The sequence below is a fragment of the Polaromonas sp. Polasp52 genome (genome assembly GCF_059491565.1).
This window is the reverse complement of the sequence record NZ_CP168513.1, coordinates 1,293,772-1,314,202: the sequence shown is the minus strand read 5'-3', so window position 1 is coordinate 1,314,202 and position 20,431 is coordinate 1,293,772. Positions and strand designations below refer to the sequence as shown.

Here is a 20,431-nt window from a genome sequence, read left to right as displayed (position 1 = left end):
CCTATTTAAACTTCTTGGCATTGTTGTTGCACTGCACTATGCTCCCCATTCCCTGCGAAAAATCATGAAACTGCGGATGGGTGCGTTGCGGTCCTTTCCAACAGGACGCGTTCAGCGCCCCCATCCCACCCCCGACGAGGAATTGCCATGACCACGGCTGCTGAAATCAAGCATTTTGAAGAAAACGGTTTGTACGCCGGAGCCAACGAACACGATGCCTGCGGCGTCGGTTTCGTGGCGCACATCAAGGGGCATAAAAGCCACGCCATCGTCCAGCAAGGCCTCAAGATCCTCGAAAACCTGGACCACCGGGGCGCAGTGGGCGCAGACAAGCTCATGGGCGACGGCGCCGGCATCCTGATTCAGTTGCCCGACGCCTTGTACCGTGAGGAAATGGCCGCGCAGGGCGTGCAGCTGCCACCGCCCGGCGAATACGGCGTCGGCATGGTGTTTTTGCCCAAGGAGCACGCCTCCCGCCTGGCCTGCGAGCAGGCGCTGGAACGCGCCGTCAAGGCCGAGGGCCAGGTGCTGCTGGGCTGGCGCGACGTGCCGGTCAACCGCGACATGCCCATGTCGCCCACCGTGCGCAAAAAAGAACCCATCCTGCGGCAGATCTTTATCGGCCGCGGCAACGACGTGATCGTGCAGGACGCGCTGGAACGCAAGCTCTACGTGATCCGCAAGACCGCCAGCGCGGCCATCCAGAACCTGCGCCTGACGCACAGCAAAGAATATTACGTGCCCAGCATGTCCAGCCGCACGGTGGTCTACAAAGGCCTGCTGCTGGCCGACCAGGTGGGCACTTACTACCGCGACCTGACCGACACGCGCTGCGTCTCGGCGCTGGGCCTGGTGCACCAGCGTTTTTCCACCAACACCTTCCCCGAGTGGCCGCTGGCCCACCCCTACCGTTATGTCGCGCACAACGGCGAGATCAACACCGTCAAGGGCAACTACAACTGGATGAAGGCGCGCGAAGGCGTGATGTCCTCGCCGGTGCTGGGCGCCGACCTGCAAAAGCTCTACCCGATCAGCTTTGCCAGCCAGTCCGACACCGCCACCTTCGACAACTGCCTGGAACTGCTGACGATGGCCGGCTATCCCATCAGCCAGGCCGTGATGATGATGATTCCCGAACCCTGGGAACAGCACACCACCATGGACGAGCGCCGCAAGGCCTTTTATGAATACCATGCCGCCATGCTGGAGCCCTGGGACGGCCCGGCCTCCATCGTCTTCACCGACGGCCGCCAGATAGGCGCCACGCTGGACCGCAACGGCCTGCGCCCCTCGCGCTACTGCGTCACCGACGACGACCTGGTCATCATGGCCTCGGAATCGGGCGTGCTGCCCATCCCCGAGCACAAGATCGTGCGCAAATGGCGCCTTCAGCCCGGCAAGATGTTCCTGATCGACCTGGAACAGGGGCGCATGGTCGATGACGAGGAAATCAAGGCCACGCTGGCGCACAGCAAGCCCTACAAGCAGTGGATTGAAAACCTGCGCATCAAGCTCGACGACGTGGCCGGCAAAACCGCGAAAACGGCCAAGCCCGCCGCGGCCGCCGCGCCTGTCTCCGACATTCCGCTGCTCGATCGCCAGCAGGCTTTCGGCTACACCCAGGAAGACATCAAGTTCCTGATGTCCCCCATGGCCGCCAACGGCGAGGAAGCCACAGGCTCCATGGGCAACGACAGCCCGCTGGCCGTGCTGTCCAACAAGGACAAGCCGCTCTACAACTACTTCAAGCAGCTGTTCGCGCAGGTGACCAACCCGCCTATCGACCCGATACGCGAAGCCATCGTGATGTCGCTGGTGTCCTTCATCGGCCCCAAGCCCAACCTGCTGGACATCAACCAGGTCAACCCGCCCATGCGGCTGGAAGTCAGCCAGCCGGTGCTCAACGTGGCCGACATGCAAAAGCTGCGCGACATCGAGGCGCACACCCAGGGCAAGTTCAAGAGCTACACGCTGGACATCACCTACCCGCTGGCCTGGGGCCACGAAGGCGTGGAGGCCAAGCTGGCCTCGCTGTGCGCCGAGGCGGTTGACGCGATCAAGGACGGCAAAAACATCCTGATCGTCAGCGACCGCGGCATCAGCGCCACGCAGGTCGCCATCCCGGCCCTGCTGGCCCTGTCGGCCATCCACCAGCACCTGGTCAAGGAGGGCCTGCGCACCACGGCCGGCCTGGTGGTGGAAACCGGCTCAGCCCGCGAGGTGCACCACTTCGCCGTGCTGGCCGGCTACGGCGCCGAGGCCGTCCACCCCTACCTCGCCATGGAAACCCTGGCCGAACTGTCCAAAGGCTTGCCGGGCGATCTCAGCACCGACAAGGCCGTGTACAACTACACCAAGGCCATCGGCAAAGGCCTGTCCAAGATCATGTCCAAGATGGGCGTATCGACCTATATGAGCTACTGCGGCGCCCAGCTGTTCGAGGCCATAGGCCTGAACCGCGACACCGTGGCCAAATTCTTCACCGGCACGGCCAGCCAGGTCGAGGGCATGGGCGTCTTCGAGATCGCCGAGGAAGCGCTGCGCATGCACCGCGCCGCTTTCGGCAACGACCCGGTGCTGGCCAACATGCTGGATGCCGGCGGTGAATACGCCTGGCGTGTGCGCGGCGAAGACCATATGTGGACGCCCGACGCCATCGCCAAGCTGCAGCATTCCACGCGCTCCAACAACTGGAACACCTACAAGGAATACGCCCAGCTGATCAACGACCAGAACCGCCGCCACATGACGCTGCGCGGCCTGTTCGAGTTCAAGATCGACCCGTCCAAGGCGATTCCCATCGACGAGGTCGAGCCGGCCAAGGACATCGTCAAGCGTTTTGCCACCGGCGCCATGTCGCTGGGCTCCATCAGCACCGAGGCCCACGCCACCCTGGCCGTGGCCATGAACCGCATAGGCGGCAAGAGCAACACGGGCGAGGGCGGTGAAGACCCGAACCGTTACCGGCAAGAGCTCAAGGGCATCCCGATCAAGAAAGGCGAGACGCTGAAAAGCGTGATCGGCCCGAAACAGGTCGAGGTTGACCTGCCGCTGCAGGACGGCGACTCGCTGCGCTCGCGCATCAAGCAGGTCGCCTCGGGCCGCTTCGGCGTCACGGCCGAATACCTGGTGTCGGCCGACCAGATCCAGATCAAGATGGCGCAGGGCGCCAAGCCCGGCGAGGGCGGCCAGCTGCCCGGCGGCAAGGTCAGCGAATACATCGGCCAGCTGCGCTACTCGGTGCCGGGCGTGGGCCTGATCTCGCCGCCGCCGCACCACGATATTTATTCGATCGAAGACCTGGCCCAGCTGATCCACGACCTGAAGAACGTGAACCCGCGCGCCAGCATCAGCGTCAAGCTGGTCAGCGAAGTCGGTGTCGGCACCATCGCGGCCGGCGTGGCCAAGGCCAAGTCCGACCACGTGGTGATCGCCGGCCATGACGGCGGCACGGGCGCTTCGCCCTGGTCGTCCATCAAGCATGCCGGCTCGCCCTGGGAAATTGGTCTCGCCGAAACCCAGCAGACCCTGGTGCTCAACCGCCTGCGCGGCCGCATCCGTGTGCAGGCCGACGGCCAGATGAAAACCGGCCGCGACGTCATCATAGGCGCGCTGCTGGGCGCCGACGAGTTCGGCTTCGCCACCGCGCCGCTGGTGGTGGAGGGCTGCATCATGATGCGCAAATGCCACCTCAACACCTGCCCCGTCGGCGTGGCCACGCAGGACCCGGTGCTGCGCCAGAAATTCAGCGGCAAGCCTGAGCATGTCGTCAATTACTTCTTCTTCGTCGCCGAAGAGGCGCGCCAGCTCATGGCGCAGCTCGGCGTGCGCAAGTTCGACGACCTGATCGGCCGCGCCGACCTGCTGGACACGCAAAAAGGCATTGAACACTGGAAGGCCCGCGGCCTGGATTTCAGCCGCCTGTTCTACCAGCCCAATGTGCCCGCCGACGTGCCGCGCCTGCACGTGATGGAGCAGGACCACGCGCTGGAAAAAGCGCTGGACGTGCGCCTGATCGAAAAATCCAAGGCCGCGATTGAAAAGGGCGAAAAAGTCCAGTTCATCGAAGTCGCGCGCAACGTCAACCGCACCGTGGGTGCCATGCTGTCGGGCGAGCTGACGCGCCACCACCCGCAGGGCCTGCCTGACGACACGCTGCGCATACAGCTTGAAGGCACGGGCGGCCAGTCCTTCGGCGCCTTCCTGGCCAAGGGCATCACCATGTACCTGATCGGTGACGCCAACGACTACACCGGCAAGGGCCTGTCGGGCGGGCGCATCGTGGTGCGCCCCAGCATAGACTTCCGCGGCGACGCGGTGAAGAACACCATCGTCGGCAACACCGTGCTCTACGGCGCGACCACCGGCGAGGCCTTCTTCAGCGGCGTGGCCGGCGAACGTTTTGCCGTGCGCCTGTCGGGCGCCACGGCGGTCGTCGAAGGCACGGGCGACCACGGCTGCGAATACATGACGGGCGGCACCGTCGCGGTGCTGGGCAAGACCGGCCGCAACTTCGCCGCCGGCATGAGCGGCGGCGTGGCCTATGTATACGACGAAGATGGTCTCTTCGCCACGCGCTGCAACACCTCCATGGTCTCCATGGACCGCATCGTCACCACGGCCGAACAGCACACCCACGACAAGGCCGACTGGCACGCCGGCGAAAGCGATGAGGAACTGCTCAAGCGCCTGCTGCAGGACCACAACCGCTGGACCGGCAGCAAGCGCGCGCGCGAACTGCTGGACAACTGGAGCGAGTCGCGCCTGAAGTTCGTCAAGGTCTTCCCGAATGAGTACAAGCGGGCCCTGATCGAGCGCAAGGAGCGCCGGCTCGAGGCCGCGACGGAAACCACCCGGGCCCAGGTCGCCACCAACCAGGAAGCGGTGGCCGCCAAGTAGGCCGCCCACCCCACGCTTGCATTGAACCGGAACTGCCAGCGCCCGTGATGACGGGCCGGCAGCCGGAAAAGCTTAAAAAAGAATCGCACAGGACCTCATCATGGGAAAAATCACCGGCTTCATGGAATACGAGCGCATCGAGGAGGGCTACAAGCCCGTGCCGGAGCGCCTGAAGAACTACCGCGAATTTGTCATCGGGCTGGACGACGCGCAGGCCAACAAGCAGGCGGCGCGCTGCATGGACTGCGGCACGCCGTTCTGCAACAACGGCTGCCCGGTCAACAACATCATTCCCGACTTCAACGACATGGTGTTTCGCGCCGACTGGAAAAACGCGATCGACACGCTGCACAGCACCAACAACTTCCCCGAGTTCACCGGCCGCATCTGCCCGGCGCCCTGTGAGGCCGCCTGCACGCTGAACGTGAACGACGACGCCGTCGGCATCAAGTCCATCGAGCACGCCATCATCGACCGCGCCTGGTCCGAAGGCTGGGTCAAGCCGGTCATGCCCAAACACAAGACCGGCAAGAAGGTCGCCGTCGTCGGCTCCGGCCCCGCCGGTATGGCCGCGGCCCAGCAGCTGGCGCGCGCCGGCCACGAGGTCACCCTGTTCGAGAAGAACGACCGCATTGGCGGCCTGCTGCGCTACGGCATCCCTGACTTCAAGATGGAAAAAGTCCACATCGACCGCCGCGTCGAGCAGATGAAGGCCGAAGGCGTGATATTCCGCACCGGCGTGATGGTGGGCAGCTTGCCCAAGGACTCCAAGGTCACCAACTGGGCCAAGGAAAGCATCAGCCCCGAGCAGCTGCAAAAAGACTTTGATGCCGTGATGCTGACCGGCGGCGCCGAGCAGTCGCGCGACCTGCCCGTGCCCGGCCGCGACCTGGACGGCGTGCATTTCGCGATGGAATTTTTGCCCCAGCAGAACAAGGTCAACGCCGGCGACAAGGTCAAAGGCCAGCTGCGCGCCGACGGCAAGCACGTCATCGTGATAGGCGGCGGCGACACCGGCTCCGACTGCGTGGGTACCAGCAACCGCCACGGCGCCGTCAGCGTCACGCAGTTTGAACTGATGCCCCAGCCGCCCGAAGAGGAAAACCGCCCCCTGACCTGGCCTTACTGGCCCATCAAGCTGCGCACCTCTTCCTCGCACGAGGAAGGCTGCGAGCGCGAGTTCGCCATCTCCACCAAGGAACTGATCGGTGAAAAAGGCAAGGTCACGGGCCTGAAGACCGTTCGCGTCGAGTGGAAAGACGGCAAGATGGCCGAGGTGCCCGGCTCCGAGCAGACCCTCAAGGCCGACCTGGTGCTGCTGGCCATGGGCTTTGTCTCGCCGGTGGCTTCCGTGCTGGATGCTTTCGGCGTTGAAAAAGACAACCGCGGCAACGCCAAGGCGGGCACCGACTTCACCGGCGGCTATGCCACCAATGTGCCCAAGGTGTTTGCCGCCGGCGACATCCGCCGCGGCCAAAGCCTGGTCGTATGGGCGATTCGCGAAGGCCGCCAAGCTGCGCGTGCCGTCGACGAATTTTTGATGGGCTATAGCGACCTGCCTCGCTAGCGCCGCCAGGCCGCGCGCGCGGTCGACGAGCTTTTGATGGGTTACAGCGACCTGCCTTGCTGAACCAGACGACTGAGGAAACCCCAGGCTGTGCCTGGGTGCGACGGCCTGCGCTGCAAGCGGCGTGACGGAAACCCCACGGTATTACTGCCTGGTATTACTTCCCGGGATGGGTGCGGCCAAACCCCGTATCATTAGGGCATTCCCCTAGTTCGCCGGCGCGCTTGTCGGCCCTTCTTTTTCTCCATGGCCGACACCCTCGCTTCTTCACTGGTTGAATTCAAGGATGTGACCTTCTCCTACCCGGGTTCCGCGGGCGACCGCGTCATTCTGGACCGGGTCACCCTGTCCGTGCCGCGCGGCAAGGTCACCGCGTTGATGGGTGCCTCGGGCGGCGGCAAGACCACCGTGCTGCGCCTGATAGGCGGCCAGCAAAAAGCCACCGGCGGCGCCGTGCTGTTTGACGGCCAGGACGTGGGCCGGCTGGTGCAGCAGGAGCTGTACGCCGCACGCCGGCGCATGGGCATGCTGTTCCAGTTCGGCGCGCTGTTCACCGATTTGAGCGTGTTCGACAACGTCGCCTTCCCGCTGCGCGAGCACACGGCGCTGAATGAACGCCTGATCCGCGACATCGTGCTGATGAAACTCAACGCCGTGGGCCTGCGCGGCGCGCGCGACCTGATGCCCAGTGAAATCTCCGGCGGCATGGCCAGGCGCGTGGCGCTGGCCCGCGCCATCGTGCTGGACCCCGAACTCATCATGTACGACGAGCCCTTTTCCGGGCTGGACCCCATCTCGCTGGGCACCGCCGCGCAGCTCATACGTCAGCTCAATGACACGCTGGGCATCACCAGCATCGTCGTCTCGCACGACCTCGAGGAAACCTTCCGCATCGCCGACAAAGTCATCATCCTGGCCAACGGCAGCATCGCGGCCCAGGGAACGCCCGATGAAGTCAGGCGCTCCACCGACCCGCTGGTGCACCAGTTCGTCAATGCCGAGAGCGAGGGCCCGGTGAAATTCCATTACCCCGGGCCGGGCGTGGAGGCCGATTTCGGCAACGCGGACGCCGCCAAAAAGGAGCGCGCATGAGCCGCTACAGTCCCGTCACCCTGGTGTCCGACCTCGGTTTTGCGGTGCGCAGGCAGCTGGCCGACGTTGGCTATGCCGCGCGGCTCATGTCGCGCCTGGTCGCCCTGAGCGGGCCGGCCCTGGCCCGTTTTGGCCTGGTGCGCGACCAGATTTTCTTTTTGGGCAACTATTCGCTGGCCATCATCGCGGTATCCGGCCTCTTTGTGGGCTTTGTGCTGGGCCTGCAGGGCTACTACACGCTGCAGCGCTACGGTTCGGCCGAGGCGCTGGGCCTGCTGGTGGCTCTCAGCCTGGTGCGCGAGCTCGGGCCGGTGGTCACGGCGCTGCTGTTCGCCGGCCGCGCCGGCACGGCCCTGACCGCCGAAATCGGCCTGATGAAAGCCGGCGAGCAGCTGTCGGCCATGGAGATGATGGCGGTGGACCCGATACGCCGCATCCTGGCGCCGCGTTTTTGGGGCGGCATCATCGCCATGCCCTTGCTGGCCGCGGTGTTCAGCGCCGTGGGCATCCTGGGCGGCTGGCTGGTCGGCGTGGTCATGATAGGCATAGACGCCGGCTCCTTCTGGAGCCAGATGCAGTCCGGCGTGGATGTCTGGCGCGACGTGGGCAACGGCATCATCAAGAGTTTTGTGTTCGGCGTGACCGTCACCTTTGTCGCCCTGCACCAGGGCTTTGAAGCCCAGCCCACGCCCGAGGGCGTCTCGCGCGCCACCACGCGCACCGTGGTGGTGGCCTCGCTGGCCGTGCTGGGGCTGGACTTCCTGCTGACCGCGTCCATGTTCAGCCTGTAGCTTGTAGCCGTATAACCGCCTTCAAACATTTTTAATTTGTCCATGAGAAAATCCGCCATTCCAGTGTCTGCCTTGAAGGGATGGCGCAAGGCCCAAGCCGCGGCTTCCTTGCCGGGCCACTGAAAGAAAACAATGCAACGCTCCAAAAATGATCTCTGGGTTGGCCTGTTTGTCCTGATCGGGGGCCTGGCCATCCTGTTCCTGGCGCTGAAGTCCGCCAACCTTCTCTCACTGAATTTCGACACTTCTTACAGGATCACGGCGAAATTCGACAATATTGGCGGCCTGAAGCCGCGTGCCGCGGTCAAAAGCGCGGGTGTGGTGGTCGGGCGGGTTGAAAACATCACTTTCGACGACAAGTCCTACCAGGCCAGCGTGAGCCTGGCCATGGAGAGCCGTTATGTGTTTCCCAAGGACAGCTCGCTGAAGATATTGACCAGCGGCCTGCTCGGCGAGCAGTACATCGGCGTGGAGGCCGGCGGGGACGAGAAAAATTTCGCCGCGGGGGATGTGACCAAAAACACGCAGTCCGCCGTGGTGCTTGAGAATCTGATCAGCCAGTTTTTATACAGTAAAGCGGCGGACAGCAGTTCCGGATCAGGGTCTGCGCCGCCACCAGCGACGACAGAAAAAAAATGACGAACAACAACACAATGAAAAAATCAACAGGGTGGGCCGGTGCCGTTCTCGCAGTGGCGCTGCTCCAGGGATGCGCAACCGGCCCGGGCGCCAATCCGTCCGATCCGCTGGAGCCGTTTAACCGGGCCATGTTCGGCTTCAACGAGGGCCTGGACCGCGCCGTCCTCAAGCCCGTGGCCACCGCTTACCGCGACGTCACGCCCCAGCCGGTGCGCACCGGCGTCACCAGCTTCTTCGGCAACATTTCCGACGTCTGGTCCATGGTCAACAACCTGCTGCAGGGCAAGGGCGAAGCCGCCGCCGACAGCCTGTTCCGCGTCACCACCAACACCCTCTGGGGCCTGGGCGGCATTTTTGACGTGGCCAGTGAAATGAAAATCCAGAAGCACTCGGAAGACTTCGGCCAGACCCTGGGTGTCTGGGGCGTGGGCTCGGGTCCTTACCTGGTGCTGCCGGTGTTGGGCCCTTCCTCGGTGCGCGACACAGCCGGCCTGGTGGTGGATTACCAGCTGGACGCGGTCAGCCAGGCCAAGAACGTCCGTGTCCGCAACAGCCTGACGACACTGCGCGCGGTCAATGTGCGCGCCAACCTGCTGGGCGCCGGCGATGTGCTGGACCAGGCGGCCCTGGACAAATACAGCTTTACCCGCGATATCTACCAGCAGCGCCGCAACAGCCTGATCGGCAACACGCCGGTGGAAAAGGAAGAACGCTTCGACCTGCCTGAAGGCGCGCAGCCTAAGCCGGCAGCCAAGTAAGCAGTTGAAACAGGCTTTTACAGGGGAAAACCCGGTCTTGTGAGAGCCCGGCAGTGCCAATATTTACAAGACTGCCGAATAACTTCATCCCCAGTCCGGAAACCATCCCGCAAAATACCCTCGAAGCACCGGTTTTCAGCGCGCCGTGCATCAACCCGATGCCCGCGACACTGAGCCCCATGTTTCGATATGAAGGAGCACCATGAAACGCAGAACCCTTGGCCACTTGTTGACCGCCACCCTCAGCCTCGCCTTGCTGGGCGCCGCGCCTTTTGTGCGCGCCGCCGACGAGGCCCCGGACGCCCTGATCAAACGCGTGTCGGCCGAAGTGCTGGACAACATCAAGACCGACAAGGCGGTGAAAGCCGGCGACCTGACCAAAGTGCTGTCCCTGGTCGACAGCAAAATCATGCCCAACGTGAACTTCACGCGCATGACGGCTGCCGCCGTGGGCCGCAACTGGCGCCAGGCCACGCCCGAGCAGCAAAAGAAGCTGCAGGAAGAATTCAAGATCCTGCTGATCCGCACCTATTCCGGTGCCCTGGCGCAGGTCAGCGACCAGACGGTCAGCGTCAAGCCGCTGCGCGCGGAGGCCGCCGACACCGAAGTGGTGGTGCGCACCGAAGTCTTGGGCCGGGGTGACCCCGTCCAGCTGGATTACCGCATGGAAAAAACCCCCTCGGGCTGGAAGATATATGACCTCAATGTGCTAGGCGTGTGGCTGGTGGAAACCTACCGCACCCAGTTTGCCCAGGAAATCAGCGCCAAGGGCGTGGACGGCCTGATCGCCTCGCTGGTGCAGCGCAACCAGTCCAACAGCGGCTCGGTGGCCAAGAAGTCCTGAGCGGGCGAGTTGCCGGTGCTCACGCTTCCCCCCGTCCTCACGCACGCCGAGGCCGCAGGTTTTGCGCTCGGCCTGAAGCAGGCCGTGCTGTCCCAGCCCGCCGGCGTGGTGGCGGACGCCGGCGCGCTCAGGGAGTTTGATTCCTCCGCCCTGGCGGTGCTGCTGGAGTGCCGGCGTGAAGCGCTGGCCGCCGGCAAGGAGTTTGCCGTGGCGGGCTTGCCGCCCCGGCTACGCCAGCTGGCGGGCCTGTACGGCGTGGCGGAATTGATTCCGGCCGCCGCAGCCTGAGCCGCCGCCACGGGGCATTCCACGGCCCGGCCCGGCCAAAACGGCATCCGCCCTTAAAATGGCGGGCTCATGCCAGCGATCTCATTCCAGTCCGTCTCCAAAACCTATTCCTCCGCGCGAAATCAAACGGGTCCGGTCGTCAAGGCGCTTGACGACGTCAGTTTCGATATCCGGCAGGGCGAATTTTTTGGCCTGCTGGGCCCCAACGGCGCTGGAAAAACCACCCTCATCAGCATACTGGCCGGCCTCTCGCGCGCCAGCAGCGGCACCGTCAAGGTCCACGGTAGCGACGTGCTGGCCGACTACGCCAGCGCCCGCCGAAAGCTCGGCGTGGTGCCGCAGGAGCTGGTGTTCGATCCCTTTTTCTCGGTGCGCGAGGCGCTGCGCATCCAGTCCGGCTATTTCGGCATCAAGCGCAATGACGACTGGATAGACGAACTGCTGGTCAGCCTGGGCTTGGCCGACAAAGCCAACGCCAATATGCGCCAGCTTTCCGGGGGCATGAAGCGCCGCGTGCTGGTGGCGCAGGCCCTGGTGCACAAGCCGCAGGTCATCGTGCTGGACGAGCCCACCGCCGGTGTCGACGTGGAGCTGCGCCAGACCCTCTGGCAGTTCATCGCCAAACTCAACAAGCAGGGCAGCACGGTGTTGCTGACCACGCATTACCTCGAAGAAGCCGAAGCCCTGTGCAGCCGCATCGCCATGCTCAAGCAGGGGCGGGTGGTGGCGCTGGCGCAAACCTCCGAGCTGCTCAAGGCGGCGTCTTCCAACGTGCTGCGCTTCAAGATCGACAGCGAACTGCCCGTGCACCTGGCGGTGCAGGCCCGCATCACCGGCCGCATTGTGCAGTTCCCGGCGCACAACGCCCATGAGATCGAGCAATACCTCGCGGCGATCCGCGAGGCGGGCCTGGTGGCCGAGGACGTTGAAATCCGCAAGGCCGACCTCGAAGACGTCTTCCTCGACGTCATGAACAAAAAGCCCGCCGGCGAAACCCCGGCCGTGGCGGTAGATCTCGCGAAAGTAGCAACATGACAGGCTGGCAAACCCTTTTGTACAAGGAAACCCTGCGCTTCTGGAAGGTAGGCTTCCAGACCGTGGGCGCGCCGGTGCTGACCGCCGTGCTCTACATGCTGATCTTCGGCCATGTGCTGCAGGACCAGGTCAAGGTATACGACCAGGTCAGCTACACCGCCTTCCTGGTGCCCGGCCTGGTGATGATGAGCGTGCTGCAGAACGCTTTTGCCAACAGCTCCTCCTCGCTGATCCAGAGCAAGATCATGGGCAGCCTGGTGTTTGTGTTGCTCACGCCGCTGTCGCACTGGCACTGGTTTTTCGCCTATGTGGGCTCCTCGGTCGCGCGCGGCCTGCTGGTCGGTGTGGGCGTGTTCGCCGTCACCGTGTTTTTCGGCCAGCCGGCCTTTGTGGCGCCGCTGTGGATCATGCTGTTCGCGGTGCTGGGCGCCGCCATGCTGGGCGCCCTGGGCGTGATCGCAGGGCTGTGGTCCGAGAAATTCGACCAGATGGCGGCCTTCCAGAACTTCGTCATCATGCCCATGACGTTTCTGAGCGGCGTGTTTTACTCCATCCACTCGCTGCCGCCCTTCTGGCAGAAGGTCAGCCACCTGAACCCCTTTTTCTACATGATCGACGGTTTCCGCTACGGCTTTTTCGGCGTCAGCGACGTCTCGCCCTGGCTGAGCCTGGGCATTGTCGCGACGGCCTTGCTGGCCGTCAGCGCGGTGGCCGTCAACCTGCTGCGCACCGGCTACAAAATAAGACACTAGACATGACCAGCGAAGAACTGCAATCCATCATCGCCGCGGGCCTGCCCTGCGAGCACATCGAGCTGTCGGGCGACGGCCGGCACTGGTATGCCACCGTGGTGTCCAGCGCCTTTGAAGGCCAGCGCCTGATCCAGCGCCACCAGAAGGTCTACGCCACGCTGGGCGGCCGCATGCAGACCGACGAGGTGCATGCGCTGTCGATGAAAACCTACACGCCCACCGAATGGGCCACTACCAACAACGGCAACGCGAACTGAAAAGAACATGGACAAACTACTCATCAAGGGCGGCAAGCCGCTGGCCGGCACGGTCGAAATTTCCGGCGCCAAGAATGCCGCGCTGCCCGAGCTCTGTGCCGCGCTGCTGACAGCCGACGAGGTGACGCTGCGTAATGTCCCGCGCCTGCAGGACGTGGCCACCATGCTCAAGCTGATCCGCAACATGGGCGTGGAAGCCGAGCGCGGCGACGACGGCACGGTGCGCATCAATGCCGGGCCGCTGAGCTCGCCCGAGGCGCCCTACGAGCTGGTCAAGACCATGCGAGCTTCCGTACTGGCCCTGGGCCCATTGCTGGCGCGCTTCGGCGAGGCCACGGTGTCGCTGCCGGGCGGCTGCGCCATCGGTTCGCGCCCGGTGGACCAGCACATCAAGGGACTGCAGGCCATGGGCGCCGAGATCGTGGTCGAGCACGGCTACATGATCGCCAAGCTGCCGGCCGGCCAGAAGAGGCTCAAGGGCGCCAGCATCACCACCGACATGGTGACCGTCACCGGCACCGAAAACTTCCTGATGGCCGCCAGCCTGGCCGAAGGCGAGACCATCCTGGAAAACGCCGCCCAGGAACCCGAGATCGGCGACCTGGCTGAAATGCTCATCAAGATGGGCGCGAAGATTGAAGGCCACGGCACGCGCCGCATCCGCATCCAGGGCGTGGACCGCTTGCACGGCTGCACCCACCAGGTGGTGGCCGACCGCATAGAGACCGGCACCTTTTTGTGCGCGGTCGCCGCCGCCGGCGGCGATGTGGTGCTCAAGCACGGCCGCGCCGACCACCTTGATGCCGTGATCGACAAGCTGCGCGAAGCCGGCGCGGTGGTGACGGCTGGCGAGGGCTTTATCCGCATCCAGGCCAGCGGCCGCATGAAGGCGCAATCCTTCCGCACCACCGAGTACCCCGGCTTCCCGACCGACATGCAAGCCCAGTTCATGGCGCTCAATGCCATCGCGCTGGGCAGCAGCACCGTGACCGAGACGATTTTTGAGAACCGCTTCATGCACGTCAACGAGATGGTGCGCCTGGGCGCCAAGATCCAGATCGACGGCAAGATCGCCGTCATGGAAGGTGTCGAAAAGTTGTCTGGTGCCACCGTCATGGCCACCGACTTGCGCGCCTCCGCCAGCCTGGTGATCGCCGGCCTGGTGGCCGAAGGCGAAACCCTGGTGGACCGCATCTACCACCTGGACCGCGGCTATGACCAGATGGAAGCCAAGCTGCGCGGAATCGGCGCCGATATCGAACGGGTGAAAGCATGATCACGCTCGCACTGTCCAAGGGCCGCATCTTCGACGACATCCTGCCGCTGCTCAAAAGCGCCGGCATCGAGGTGCTGGACGACCCCGAAAAATCCCGCAAGCTGATCCTGGACACCAACCAGCCCGGCGTGCGCGTGGTGCTGGTGCGTGCCACCGACGTGCCCACCTATGTGCAGTACGGCGGCGCCGACCTCGGTGTGGTCGGCAAGGACACTCTGCTCGAATCCGGCAGCCAGGGCCTGTACCAGCCGCTCGATTTGCAGATCGCCAAATGCCGCATCAGCGTGGCCGTGCGCGAAGGCTTTGACTACGCCGCAGCCGTGCGCCAGGGCTCGCGCCTCAAAGTCGCCACCAAGTACGTGGCGATCGCGCGCGACTTTTTCGCCACCAAGGGCGTGCACGTCGACCTGATCAAGCTCTACGGCAGCATGGAGCTGGCACCGCTCACCGGCCTGGCCGACGCCATCGTCGACCTGGTGTCCACCGGCAGCACGCTCAGGGCCAACCACCTGGTCGAAGTCGAGCGCATCATGGACATCAGCTCGCACCTGGTGGTGAACCAGACCGCGCTCAAGCTCAAGCAGGCGCCGATACGCCAATTGATAGATGCCCTTTCGGCCGCCACGGCCTCCTCGCGAAAATCCTGAGCCATGAAACTGACCGCCGCGCCCGCCCGCCTATCCACGGTTTCCGCCGCATTTGAGGCCGAATTCAAGGCGCGCCTGCATTGGTCCGCCGACACCGACGCAGCCATCGAGCAGCGCGTGGCCGACATCCTGGCCGATGTGCAGCAGCGCGGCGATGCGGCGGTGCTCGAATACACGGCGCGCTTTGACGGGCTCAACGTTGCCGCCATGGGGGAGTTGGAGCTCACCCAGGCCGAGTTGAAGGCCGCGTTTGACACCATTCCCGCGGCCCAGCGCGATGCGCTCGAAGCCGCCGCGCGCCGCGTGCGCAGCTACCACGAGGCCCAGAAGAAGGCCAGCGGCGAAAGCTGGAGCTACCGCGACGAGGACGGCACCCTGCTGGGCCAGAAGGTCACGCCGCTGGACCGCGTCGGCATCTATGTGCCCGGCGGCAAGGCGGCCTACCCGTCGTCGGTGTTGATGAATGCGATCCCCGCCCATGTGGCCGGCGTCGGCGAAATCATCATGGTCGTGCCCACGCCCAAGGGCGAAAAAAACGCCCTGGTGCTGGCCGCCGCCTATGTGGCCGGCGTGACCCGCGCCTTCACGATTGGCGGCGCTCAGGCCGTGGCCGCGCTGGCCTACGGCACGCAGACCGTGCCCAAGGTCGACAAAATCACCGGCCCCGGCAATGCCTACGTGGCCAGCGCCAAGAAACGCGTCTTCGGCACGGTGGGCATAGACATGATCGCCGGCCCCTCGGAAATCCTGGTGCTGGCCGACGGCAGCACACCGGCCGACTGGGTCGCCATGGACTTGTTCAGCCAGGCCGAGCACGACGAACTCGCGCAAAGCATTTTGCTGTGCCCCGACGCCGCCTATATCGACCAGGTGCAGGCCGCGATTGACCGCCTGCTGCCCGACATGCCGCGCGCCGAGATCATCGCCAAATCCCTGAGCGGCCGCGGCGCGCTGATCCACACGCGCAGCATGGAAGAAGCCTGCGAGATCAGCAACCGCATCGCGCCCGAACACCTGGAAGTCTCCAGCCGCGAGCCGCACAAGTGGGAGCCGCTGCTCAAGCACGCCGGCGCCATCTTCCTGGGCGCCTACACCAGCGAATCGCTGGGCGACTACTGCGCCGGCCCCAACCACGTGCTGCCCACCAGCGGCACGGCACGCTTTTCGAGCCCGCTGGGCGTCTACGACTTCCAGAAGCGCTCCAGCCTGATCGAGGTCAGCGAAGCCGGCGCCCAGGTGCTGGGCAAGATTGCCGCTGAACTGGCTTATGGCGAGGGTTTGCAGGCGCATGCGCGGGCGGCCGAGATGCGGCTGAAATAAGGCCTTAAATCACACGAATTTCGTGCAACACGAAATTCGTGTAAACTTCAGGCCATGAAGAACGTGACCATCACCGTGGACGATGCCGCCCTGGAATGGGTGCGCATCGAGGCGGCGCGGCGCAATACCAGCGTCTCGCGTCTGGTGGGCGAGATGCTGGCCGAGAAGATGCAGCGCACCGACGCCTACCAGCGCGCCCTGCACGACTGGCAAAACAAGGACAGGCTCTGGGTGTCCAACGGGCAGCCCTATCCCACGCGCCTTGAACTCGACGAGCGCGGCGCATGAGCGAGGCTTCTACCGGCGTTTTTGTGGACGCCAGCATCCTGCTGCATAGCGAAGACGGTGCTGACCGGGCCAAACAGCAGGCCGCCCTGGCCTGGCTGGCCGTGCTGTGGCGGCGCGGGCTGGGCCGCACCAGCACCCAGGTGCTCAATGAGTTTTACCTGCTGGCCACGCGCAAGATCGAGCCGCCCATGCCGGCCGGCGATGCGCGCGCCGAGGTGCGCCGCTATGAACTCTGGCAGCCCTGGTTAACCGACCACGCGACCGTCGAATCCGCCTGGGCGGTGGAAAGCCGCTACGGCCTGCACTACCGCGACAGCCTGGTCGTCGCCGCGGCCCAGCACCTGGGCTGCCGTTACCTGCTCAGCGAAGGCCTGGCGCATGAGCAGCACTACGGCGGTGTCCAGGTGATCAACCCTTTTAAAACCGGCATTGAACTGCTGGAGAACCTTCCATGACCCTGCCTGCCCCCTCTCTGGATCCCAAATTCAAAAAGCTGATACGCCAGGACGTGCAGTCCATGCACGCCTATGCCATCCAGGACTCGGCCGGCATGGTCAAGCTCGATGCCATGGAGAACCCGCACCGCCTGCCCATGGCGCTGCAGGCCAAGCTGGGCCAGCGCCTGGGCGCGCTGGCGCTGAACCGTTACCCTGACGGCCGGGTCAATGAGCTGCGCCGTGCGCTGGCCGACTATGCGCAGATGCCCGAAGGCTTCGACATCATGCTGGGCAACGGCTCGGACGAGCTGATTTCGTTGTTGGCCATGGCCTGTGACGTGGAGGGCGGCTCCATCCTGGCGCCGCTGCCGGGTTTTGTGATGTACGCCATGAGCGCGCAGCTGCAGGGCCTCAAATTCATCGGCGTGCCGCTGACGGCCGACTTTGAACTCGACGAAGCCGCCATGCTGGCCGCGATCGAAGAGCACCAGCCTTCCATCATCTACCTGGCCTACCCCAACAACCCCACGGCCAACCTGTGGGACGACGCGGTGATCGAAAAAATCATCGAGGCGGCGCCCGGGCTGGTGGTGATGGACGAGGCCTACCAGCCGTTTTCAAGCAAAAGTTATATAGACCGCATTGCCAGGCACGGCCATGTGCTGCTGATGCGCACCCTGAGCAAGTTCGGCCTGGCCGGTGTGCGCCTCGGTTACATGATGGGCCCCAGGGCCTTGATCGCCGAGGTCGACAAGGTGCGCCCGCCCTACAACATCAGCGTGCTCAATTACGAGTGCGCGCTGTTCGCGCTGGAGCACCAGGCCGAATTCGCCGCCCAGGCCGGCGAGCTGGTGGCCCAGCGTGCCGTGCTGATGGACGCGCTGGCCGGCATGGCGGCCAAGGGCGTCAAGGCCTGGAAAAGCGATGCCAACATGATCCTGGTGCGCGTGCCCGATGCGGCCAAAACCTTTGAGGGCATGAAATCCCACAAGGTGCTGGTCAAAAACGTTTCTAAAATGCATCCATTGCTGGCCAATTGTTTGCGCCTGACGGTCGGCACCGCGGACGAGAACGCGCAAATGCTGGCGGCGCTTGAAAAATCCCTATGACTACCCCAACCCTCGCTCCCCGCATCGCCGAGGTCTCGCGCAACACCGCCGAGACCCAGATCACCGTCAAGCTCAACCTCGACGGCACCGGCAAGGCCAGCCTGTCCACGGGCATAGGCTTTTTCGACCACATGCTGGACCAGATCGCCCGCCACGGGCTGATAGACCTGGACATCCAGGCCAAGGGCGACCTGCACATCGACGGCCACCACACGGTGGAAGATGTGGGCATCACGCTGGGCCAGGCCGTGGCCAAGGCCGTGGGCGACAAAAAAGGCCTGCGCCGCTACGGCCATGCCTATGTGCCGCTGGACGAAGCGCTGTCGCGCGTGGTGGTCGACTTCTCGGGCCGCCCGGGGCTGGAAATGCATGTGCCCTTCAAGAGCGGCATGATCGGTACCTTCGACAGCCAGCTCGCCTACGAATTCTTTCAGGGCTTTGTAAATCACGCCTTCGTGACCTTGCACATCGACAACCTCAAGGGTGAAAACGCCCACCACCAGGCCGAGACCGTGTTCAAGGCTTTTGCCCGCGCGCTGCGCATGGCGCTGGAGATAGACCCGCGCGCGGCCGGCGTGATTCCCTCGACCAAAGGCTCGCTCTAAGCCACCCTCCAAAAGTTGCCGCGCCGGGTTCCACCCCGTTTTTTTGGCGTAGCCCCCTACAAATGGGCGCCGGCAGCCCCTAAATTCACAGTCAACCCTTCTTGAACCCCTGATGGCAAAACCCAAAACAGTGGCCGTGGTCGACTACGGCATGGGCAACCTGCATTCCGTGTCTCAGGCCGTGCGCCATGTGGCGGCGGGCAGCGGCTTTGAAGTGCTCGTGACCTCCAAAGCCGAGGACGTCATGCAGGCCGAGCGCATCGTGCTGCCCGGCCAGGGCGCGATTGCCGACTGCATGCGCGAACTGGCCGATTCCGGCATGCTGGAGTCGGTGCTGCACGCGGCGGCCCACAAGCCGCTGTTCGGCGTGTGCGTGGGCATGCAGATGCTGCTGAGCCACAGCGACGAAGGCCAGCCCGGCGACGGCGGCGCCGGCACCAACGGCCTGGGGCTGATTCCCGGCGAGGTCGTCAAGTTCGAACTGGCGGGCAGGACGCAGCCCGACGGCAGCCGCTACAAGGTGCCGCAGATGGGCTGGAACCAGGTCTACCAAAATGGTGCGGGCACGGCAAAAGCCCACCCGGTCTGGGACGGCGTGCCCGACGGCGCGTACTTTTATTTTGTGCACAGCTTTTATGCCCACCCGTCGGACGCGCGCCACATCGCCGGCGAAGCCGACTACGGCGCGCGCTTTGCGGCGGCGATTGCACGCGATAATATTTTTGCGACCCAGTTCCATCCCGAGAAAAGCGCCGACCACGGACTGGCCCTGTACCGCAACTTCCTGCACTGGAATCCCTAGCCGACGGGAGCGCCTTGGGTCAGACCCGGTACCGGGACACCGGACTTTTTGTTACCCTGAGCACCCGTTTTCTTTTTTTACCGTCTTTTTTACCGCCACATGCTACTTATCCCCGCGATTGACCTGAAAGACGGTCACTGCGTTCGCCTCAAACAGGGCGACATGGATCAATCCACCATCTTCAGTGAAGACCCGGCCGCCATGGCGCGCAACTGGGTCGACAAGGGCGCGCGCCGCCTGCACCTGGTGGACTTGAACGGCGCCTTCGCGGGCAAGCCCCGCAACGAGCAGGCCATCAAGCAGATCCTGGCCGAAGTGGGCAGTGAAATCGACGTGCAACTGGGCGGCGGCATCCGCGACCTGGACACGATTGAGCGCTACCTGGATGCCGGCCTGCGCTACGTCATCATCGGCACCGCCGCCGTGAAGAACCCCGGCTTCCTGCAGGACGCCTGCACGGCCTTCGGCGGCCACATCATCGTCGGCTTGGACGCCAAGGACGGCAAGGTCGCCACCGACGGCTGGAGCAAGATGACGGGGCACGAGGTCATAGACCTGGGCAAGAAATTCCAGGACTACGGCGTCGAGTCCATCATCTACACCGACATTGGCCGCGACGGCATGCTGACCGGCATCAACATCGACGCCACCGTCAAGCTGGCCCAGGCCCTGACCATTCCCGTGATCGCCTCCGGCGGCCTCTCGAACATGGCCGACATCGAAAAGCTCTGCGAAGTCGAGGAAGAGGGCGTGGAAGGCGTGATCTGCGGCCGCTCTATCTACAGCGGCGACCTGGATTTTGAGAAGGCTCAGGCCAGGGCAGATGAGTTGAATGGATAAAAAGGGTCAGAAGAAAGACCTGGGCCCCTCTTGGCCATATCTTTTAGGCTTGTTTTGGCTGATTGCCTGGTTTGGTGTTCTGATCCACTACTGCAATCTGCCTCCTGGTGAATACCTTGGCTTCTTCGCCTGGTTTATTCTTTCCGTGCCGGTGATTGCGTTCATAGCTTTCTTCTTTTCCTAAC

The 20,431-nt window shown here is 64.1% G+C and carries 21 protein-coding genes; all 21 read left to right on the top strand.

The genetic code is table 11. The features are described 5' to 3' along the window. The first annotated feature begins 147 nt into the window (after positions 1-147). The 21 genes from ACEN9P_RS06225 to ACEN9P_RS06125 all read left to right on the top strand — a co-directional run bounded on the left by ACEN9P_RS06225 (position 148) and on the right by ACEN9P_RS06125 (position 20,430). Positions 148-4,899, top strand: a complete 4,752-nt coding sequence (locus ACEN9P_RS06225; protein WP_495621406.1) for a glutamate synthase-related protein — start codon at positions 148-150, stop codon at positions 4,897-4,899. Positions 4,900-4,999: 100 nt separating this feature from the next. Continuing rightward, on the top strand, positions 5,000-6,466 hold the full coding sequence (locus tag ACEN9P_RS06220; RefSeq protein ID WP_477701122.1) for a glutamate synthase subunit beta: 1,467 nt from the start codon (positions 5,000-5,002) through the stop codon (positions 6,464-6,466). Between the two features lie 246 nt (positions 6,467-6,712). Continuing rightward, on the top strand, positions 6,713-7,558 hold the full coding sequence (locus tag ACEN9P_RS06215; protein ID WP_477661050.1) for an ABC transporter ATP-binding protein: 846 nt from the start codon (positions 6,713-6,715) through the stop codon (positions 7,556-7,558). Further along, positions 7,555-8,349, top strand: a complete 795-nt coding sequence (gene mlaE, locus ACEN9P_RS06210) for a lipid asymmetry maintenance ABC transporter permease subunit MlaE (protein ID WP_477701121.1) — start codon at positions 7,555-7,557, stop codon at positions 8,347-8,349. Before ACEN9P_RS06215 ends, mlaE begins: the two co-directional genes overlap by 4 nt. A 132-nt stretch (positions 8,350-8,481) precedes the next feature. Then, entirely contained in the window at positions 8,482-8,988 is a 507-nt protein-coding gene (mlaD, locus tag ACEN9P_RS06205; protein WP_477661052.1) for an outer membrane lipid asymmetry maintenance protein MlaD, read from the top strand. A 14-nt stretch (positions 8,989-9,002) separates the two neighbouring features. Continuing rightward, a complete protein-coding gene (locus ACEN9P_RS06200) occupies positions 9,003-9,746 on the top strand; it encodes an MlaA family lipoprotein (RefSeq protein WP_477661053.1) in 744 nt (247 codons plus the stop codon). Between the two features lie 202 nt (positions 9,747-9,948). Further along, the gene (locus ACEN9P_RS06195) at positions 9,949-10,590 is read left to right on the top strand and encodes an MlaC/ttg2D family ABC transporter substrate-binding protein (protein WP_477661054.1); all 642 of its coding nucleotides are present in this window, start codon (positions 9,949-9,951) and stop codon (positions 10,588-10,590) included. 15 nt (positions 10,591-10,605) lie between these two features. Further along, on the top strand, positions 10,606-10,878 hold the full coding sequence (locus tag ACEN9P_RS06190; protein WP_477661055.1) for an STAS domain-containing protein: 273 nt from the start codon (positions 10,606-10,608) through the stop codon (positions 10,876-10,878). A 69-nt stretch (positions 10,879-10,947) separates the two neighbouring features. Then, complete coding sequence (locus tag ACEN9P_RS06185; RefSeq protein WP_477661056.1) at positions 10,948-11,913, top strand: ABC transporter ATP-binding protein; 966 nt, start codon at positions 10,948-10,950, stop codon at positions 11,911-11,913. Continuing rightward, complete coding sequence (locus tag ACEN9P_RS06180) at positions 11,910-12,665, top strand: ABC transporter permease (RefSeq protein ID WP_495621405.1); 756 nt, start codon at positions 11,910-11,912, stop codon at positions 12,663-12,665. Before ACEN9P_RS06185 ends, ACEN9P_RS06180 begins: the two co-directional genes overlap by 4 nt. A gap of 2 nt (positions 12,666-12,667) precedes the next feature. Further along, positions 12,668-12,922 carry a BolA family protein gene (locus tag ACEN9P_RS06175; RefSeq protein WP_477661058.1) on the top strand — a complete coding sequence of 85 codons (255 nt, stop codon included), beginning with the start codon at positions 12,668-12,670 and terminating at the stop codon, positions 12,920-12,922. Positions 12,923-12,929: 7 nt separating this feature from the next. Beyond that, positions 12,930-14,198: a UDP-N-acetylglucosamine 1-carboxyvinyltransferase gene (gene murA, locus ACEN9P_RS06170; protein ID WP_477661059.1), complete on the top strand. Its 1,269-nt coding sequence runs from the start codon at positions 12,930-12,932 to the stop codon at positions 14,196-14,198. Continuing rightward, positions 14,195-14,845 (top strand): ATP phosphoribosyltransferase, encoded by a 651-nt coding sequence (gene hisG / locus ACEN9P_RS06165; RefSeq protein WP_074577912.1) that lies wholly within the window; start codon positions 14,195-14,197, stop codon positions 14,843-14,845. The genes murA and hisG overlap by 4 nt, the downstream gene beginning before the upstream one ends. A gap of 3 nt (positions 14,846-14,848) precedes the next feature. Beyond that, positions 14,849-16,165, top strand: a complete 1,317-nt coding sequence (gene hisD / locus ACEN9P_RS06160; RefSeq protein WP_477661060.1) for a histidinol dehydrogenase — start codon at positions 14,849-14,851, stop codon at positions 16,163-16,165. A gap of 54 nt (positions 16,166-16,219) precedes the next feature. Next, on the top strand, positions 16,220-16,453 hold the full coding sequence (locus ACEN9P_RS06155; RefSeq protein WP_007868133.1) for a hypothetical protein: 234 nt from the start codon (positions 16,220-16,222) through the stop codon (positions 16,451-16,453). After that, positions 16,450-16,908 carry a PIN domain-containing protein gene (locus ACEN9P_RS06150; protein WP_495621404.1) on the top strand — a complete coding sequence of 153 codons (459 nt, stop codon included), beginning with the start codon at positions 16,450-16,452 and terminating at the stop codon, positions 16,906-16,908. The genes ACEN9P_RS06155 and ACEN9P_RS06150 overlap by 4 nt, the downstream gene beginning before the upstream one ends. Then, a complete protein-coding gene (gene hisC / locus ACEN9P_RS06145) occupies positions 16,905-17,999 on the top strand; it encodes a histidinol-phosphate transaminase (protein ID WP_495621403.1) in 1,095 nt (364 codons plus the stop codon). The genes ACEN9P_RS06150 and hisC overlap by 4 nt, the downstream gene beginning before the upstream one ends. After that, positions 17,996-18,604: an imidazoleglycerol-phosphate dehydratase HisB gene (gene hisB / locus ACEN9P_RS06140; RefSeq protein ID WP_007868125.1), complete on the top strand. Its 609-nt coding sequence runs from the start codon at positions 17,996-17,998 to the stop codon at positions 18,602-18,604. The genes hisC and hisB overlap by 4 nt, the downstream gene beginning before the upstream one ends. A 112-nt stretch (positions 18,605-18,716) precedes the next feature. Continuing rightward, a complete protein-coding gene (hisH, locus tag ACEN9P_RS06135) occupies positions 18,717-19,406 on the top strand; it encodes an imidazole glycerol phosphate synthase subunit HisH (RefSeq protein WP_495621402.1) in 690 nt (229 codons plus the stop codon). A gap of 99 nt (positions 19,407-19,505) precedes the next feature. Then, complete coding sequence (gene hisA, locus ACEN9P_RS06130) at positions 19,506-20,246, top strand: 1-(5-phosphoribosyl)-5-[(5-phosphoribosylamino)methylideneamino]imidazole-4-carboxamide isomerase (RefSeq protein ID WP_007868120.1); 741 nt, start codon at positions 19,506-19,508, stop codon at positions 20,244-20,246. Further along, on the top strand, positions 20,239-20,430 hold the full coding sequence (locus ACEN9P_RS06125) for a hypothetical protein (RefSeq protein WP_074577918.1): 192 nt from the start codon (positions 20,239-20,241) through the stop codon (positions 20,428-20,430). The genes hisA and ACEN9P_RS06125 overlap by 8 nt, the downstream gene beginning before the upstream one ends. Position 20,431 lies beyond the last annotated feature (1 nt).

Excerpts from the sequence above, each read along its gene's own strand:
- ACEN9P_RS06225 (WP_495621406.1), top strand. The coding sequence starts at position 148 with ATGACCACGGCTGCTGAAATCAAGCATTTTGAAGAAAACGGTTTGTAC.
- ACEN9P_RS06220 (WP_477701122.1), top strand. The coding sequence starts at position 5,000 with ATGGGAAAAATCACCGGCTTCATGGAATACGAGCGCATCGAGGAGGGC.
- ACEN9P_RS06215 (WP_477661050.1), top strand. The coding sequence starts at position 6,713 with ATGGCCGACACCCTCGCTTCTTCACTGGTTGAATTCAAGGATGTGACC.
- mlaE (WP_477701121.1), top strand. The coding sequence starts at position 7,555 with ATGAGCCGCTACAGTCCCGTCACCCTGGTGTCCGACCTCGGTTTTGCG.
- mlaD (WP_477661052.1), top strand. The coding sequence starts at position 8,482 with ATGCAACGCTCCAAAAATGATCTCTGGGTTGGCCTGTTTGTCCTGATC.
- ACEN9P_RS06200 (WP_477661053.1), top strand. The coding sequence starts at position 9,003 with ATGAAAAAATCAACAGGGTGGGCCGGTGCCGTTCTCGCAGTGGCGCTG.
- ACEN9P_RS06195 (WP_477661054.1), top strand. The coding sequence starts at position 9,949 with ATGAAACGCAGAACCCTTGGCCACTTGTTGACCGCCACCCTCAGCCTC.
- ACEN9P_RS06185 (WP_477661056.1), top strand. The coding sequence starts at position 10,948 with ATGCCAGCGATCTCATTCCAGTCCGTCTCCAAAACCTATTCCTCCGCG.
- ACEN9P_RS06180 (WP_495621405.1), top strand. The coding sequence starts at position 11,910 with ATGACAGGCTGGCAAACCCTTTTGTACAAGGAAACCCTGCGCTTCTGG.
- ACEN9P_RS06175 (WP_477661058.1), top strand. The coding sequence starts at position 12,668 with ATGACCAGCGAAGAACTGCAATCCATCATCGCCGCGGGCCTGCCCTGC.
- murA (WP_477661059.1), top strand. The coding sequence starts at position 12,930 with ATGGACAAACTACTCATCAAGGGCGGCAAGCCGCTGGCCGGCACGGTC.
- hisG (WP_074577912.1), top strand. The coding sequence starts at position 14,195 with ATGATCACGCTCGCACTGTCCAAGGGCCGCATCTTCGACGACATCCTG.
- hisD (WP_477661060.1), top strand. The coding sequence starts at position 14,849 with ATGAAACTGACCGCCGCGCCCGCCCGCCTATCCACGGTTTCCGCCGCA.
- ACEN9P_RS06155 (WP_007868133.1), top strand. The coding sequence starts at position 16,220 with ATGAAGAACGTGACCATCACCGTGGACGATGCCGCCCTGGAATGGGTG.
- ACEN9P_RS06150 (WP_495621404.1), top strand. The coding sequence starts at position 16,450 with ATGAGCGAGGCTTCTACCGGCGTTTTTGTGGACGCCAGCATCCTGCTG.
- hisC (WP_495621403.1), top strand. The coding sequence starts at position 16,905 with ATGACCCTGCCTGCCCCCTCTCTGGATCCCAAATTCAAAAAGCTGATA.
- hisB (WP_007868125.1), top strand. The coding sequence starts at position 17,996 with ATGACTACCCCAACCCTCGCTCCCCGCATCGCCGAGGTCTCGCGCAAC.
- hisH (WP_495621402.1), top strand. The coding sequence starts at position 18,717 with ATGGCAAAACCCAAAACAGTGGCCGTGGTCGACTACGGCATGGGCAAC.
- hisA (WP_007868120.1), top strand. The coding sequence starts at position 19,506 with ATGCTACTTATCCCCGCGATTGACCTGAAAGACGGTCACTGCGTTCGC.
- ACEN9P_RS06125 (WP_074577918.1), top strand. The coding sequence starts at position 20,239 with ATGGATAAAAAGGGTCAGAAGAAAGACCTGGGCCCCTCTTGGCCATAT.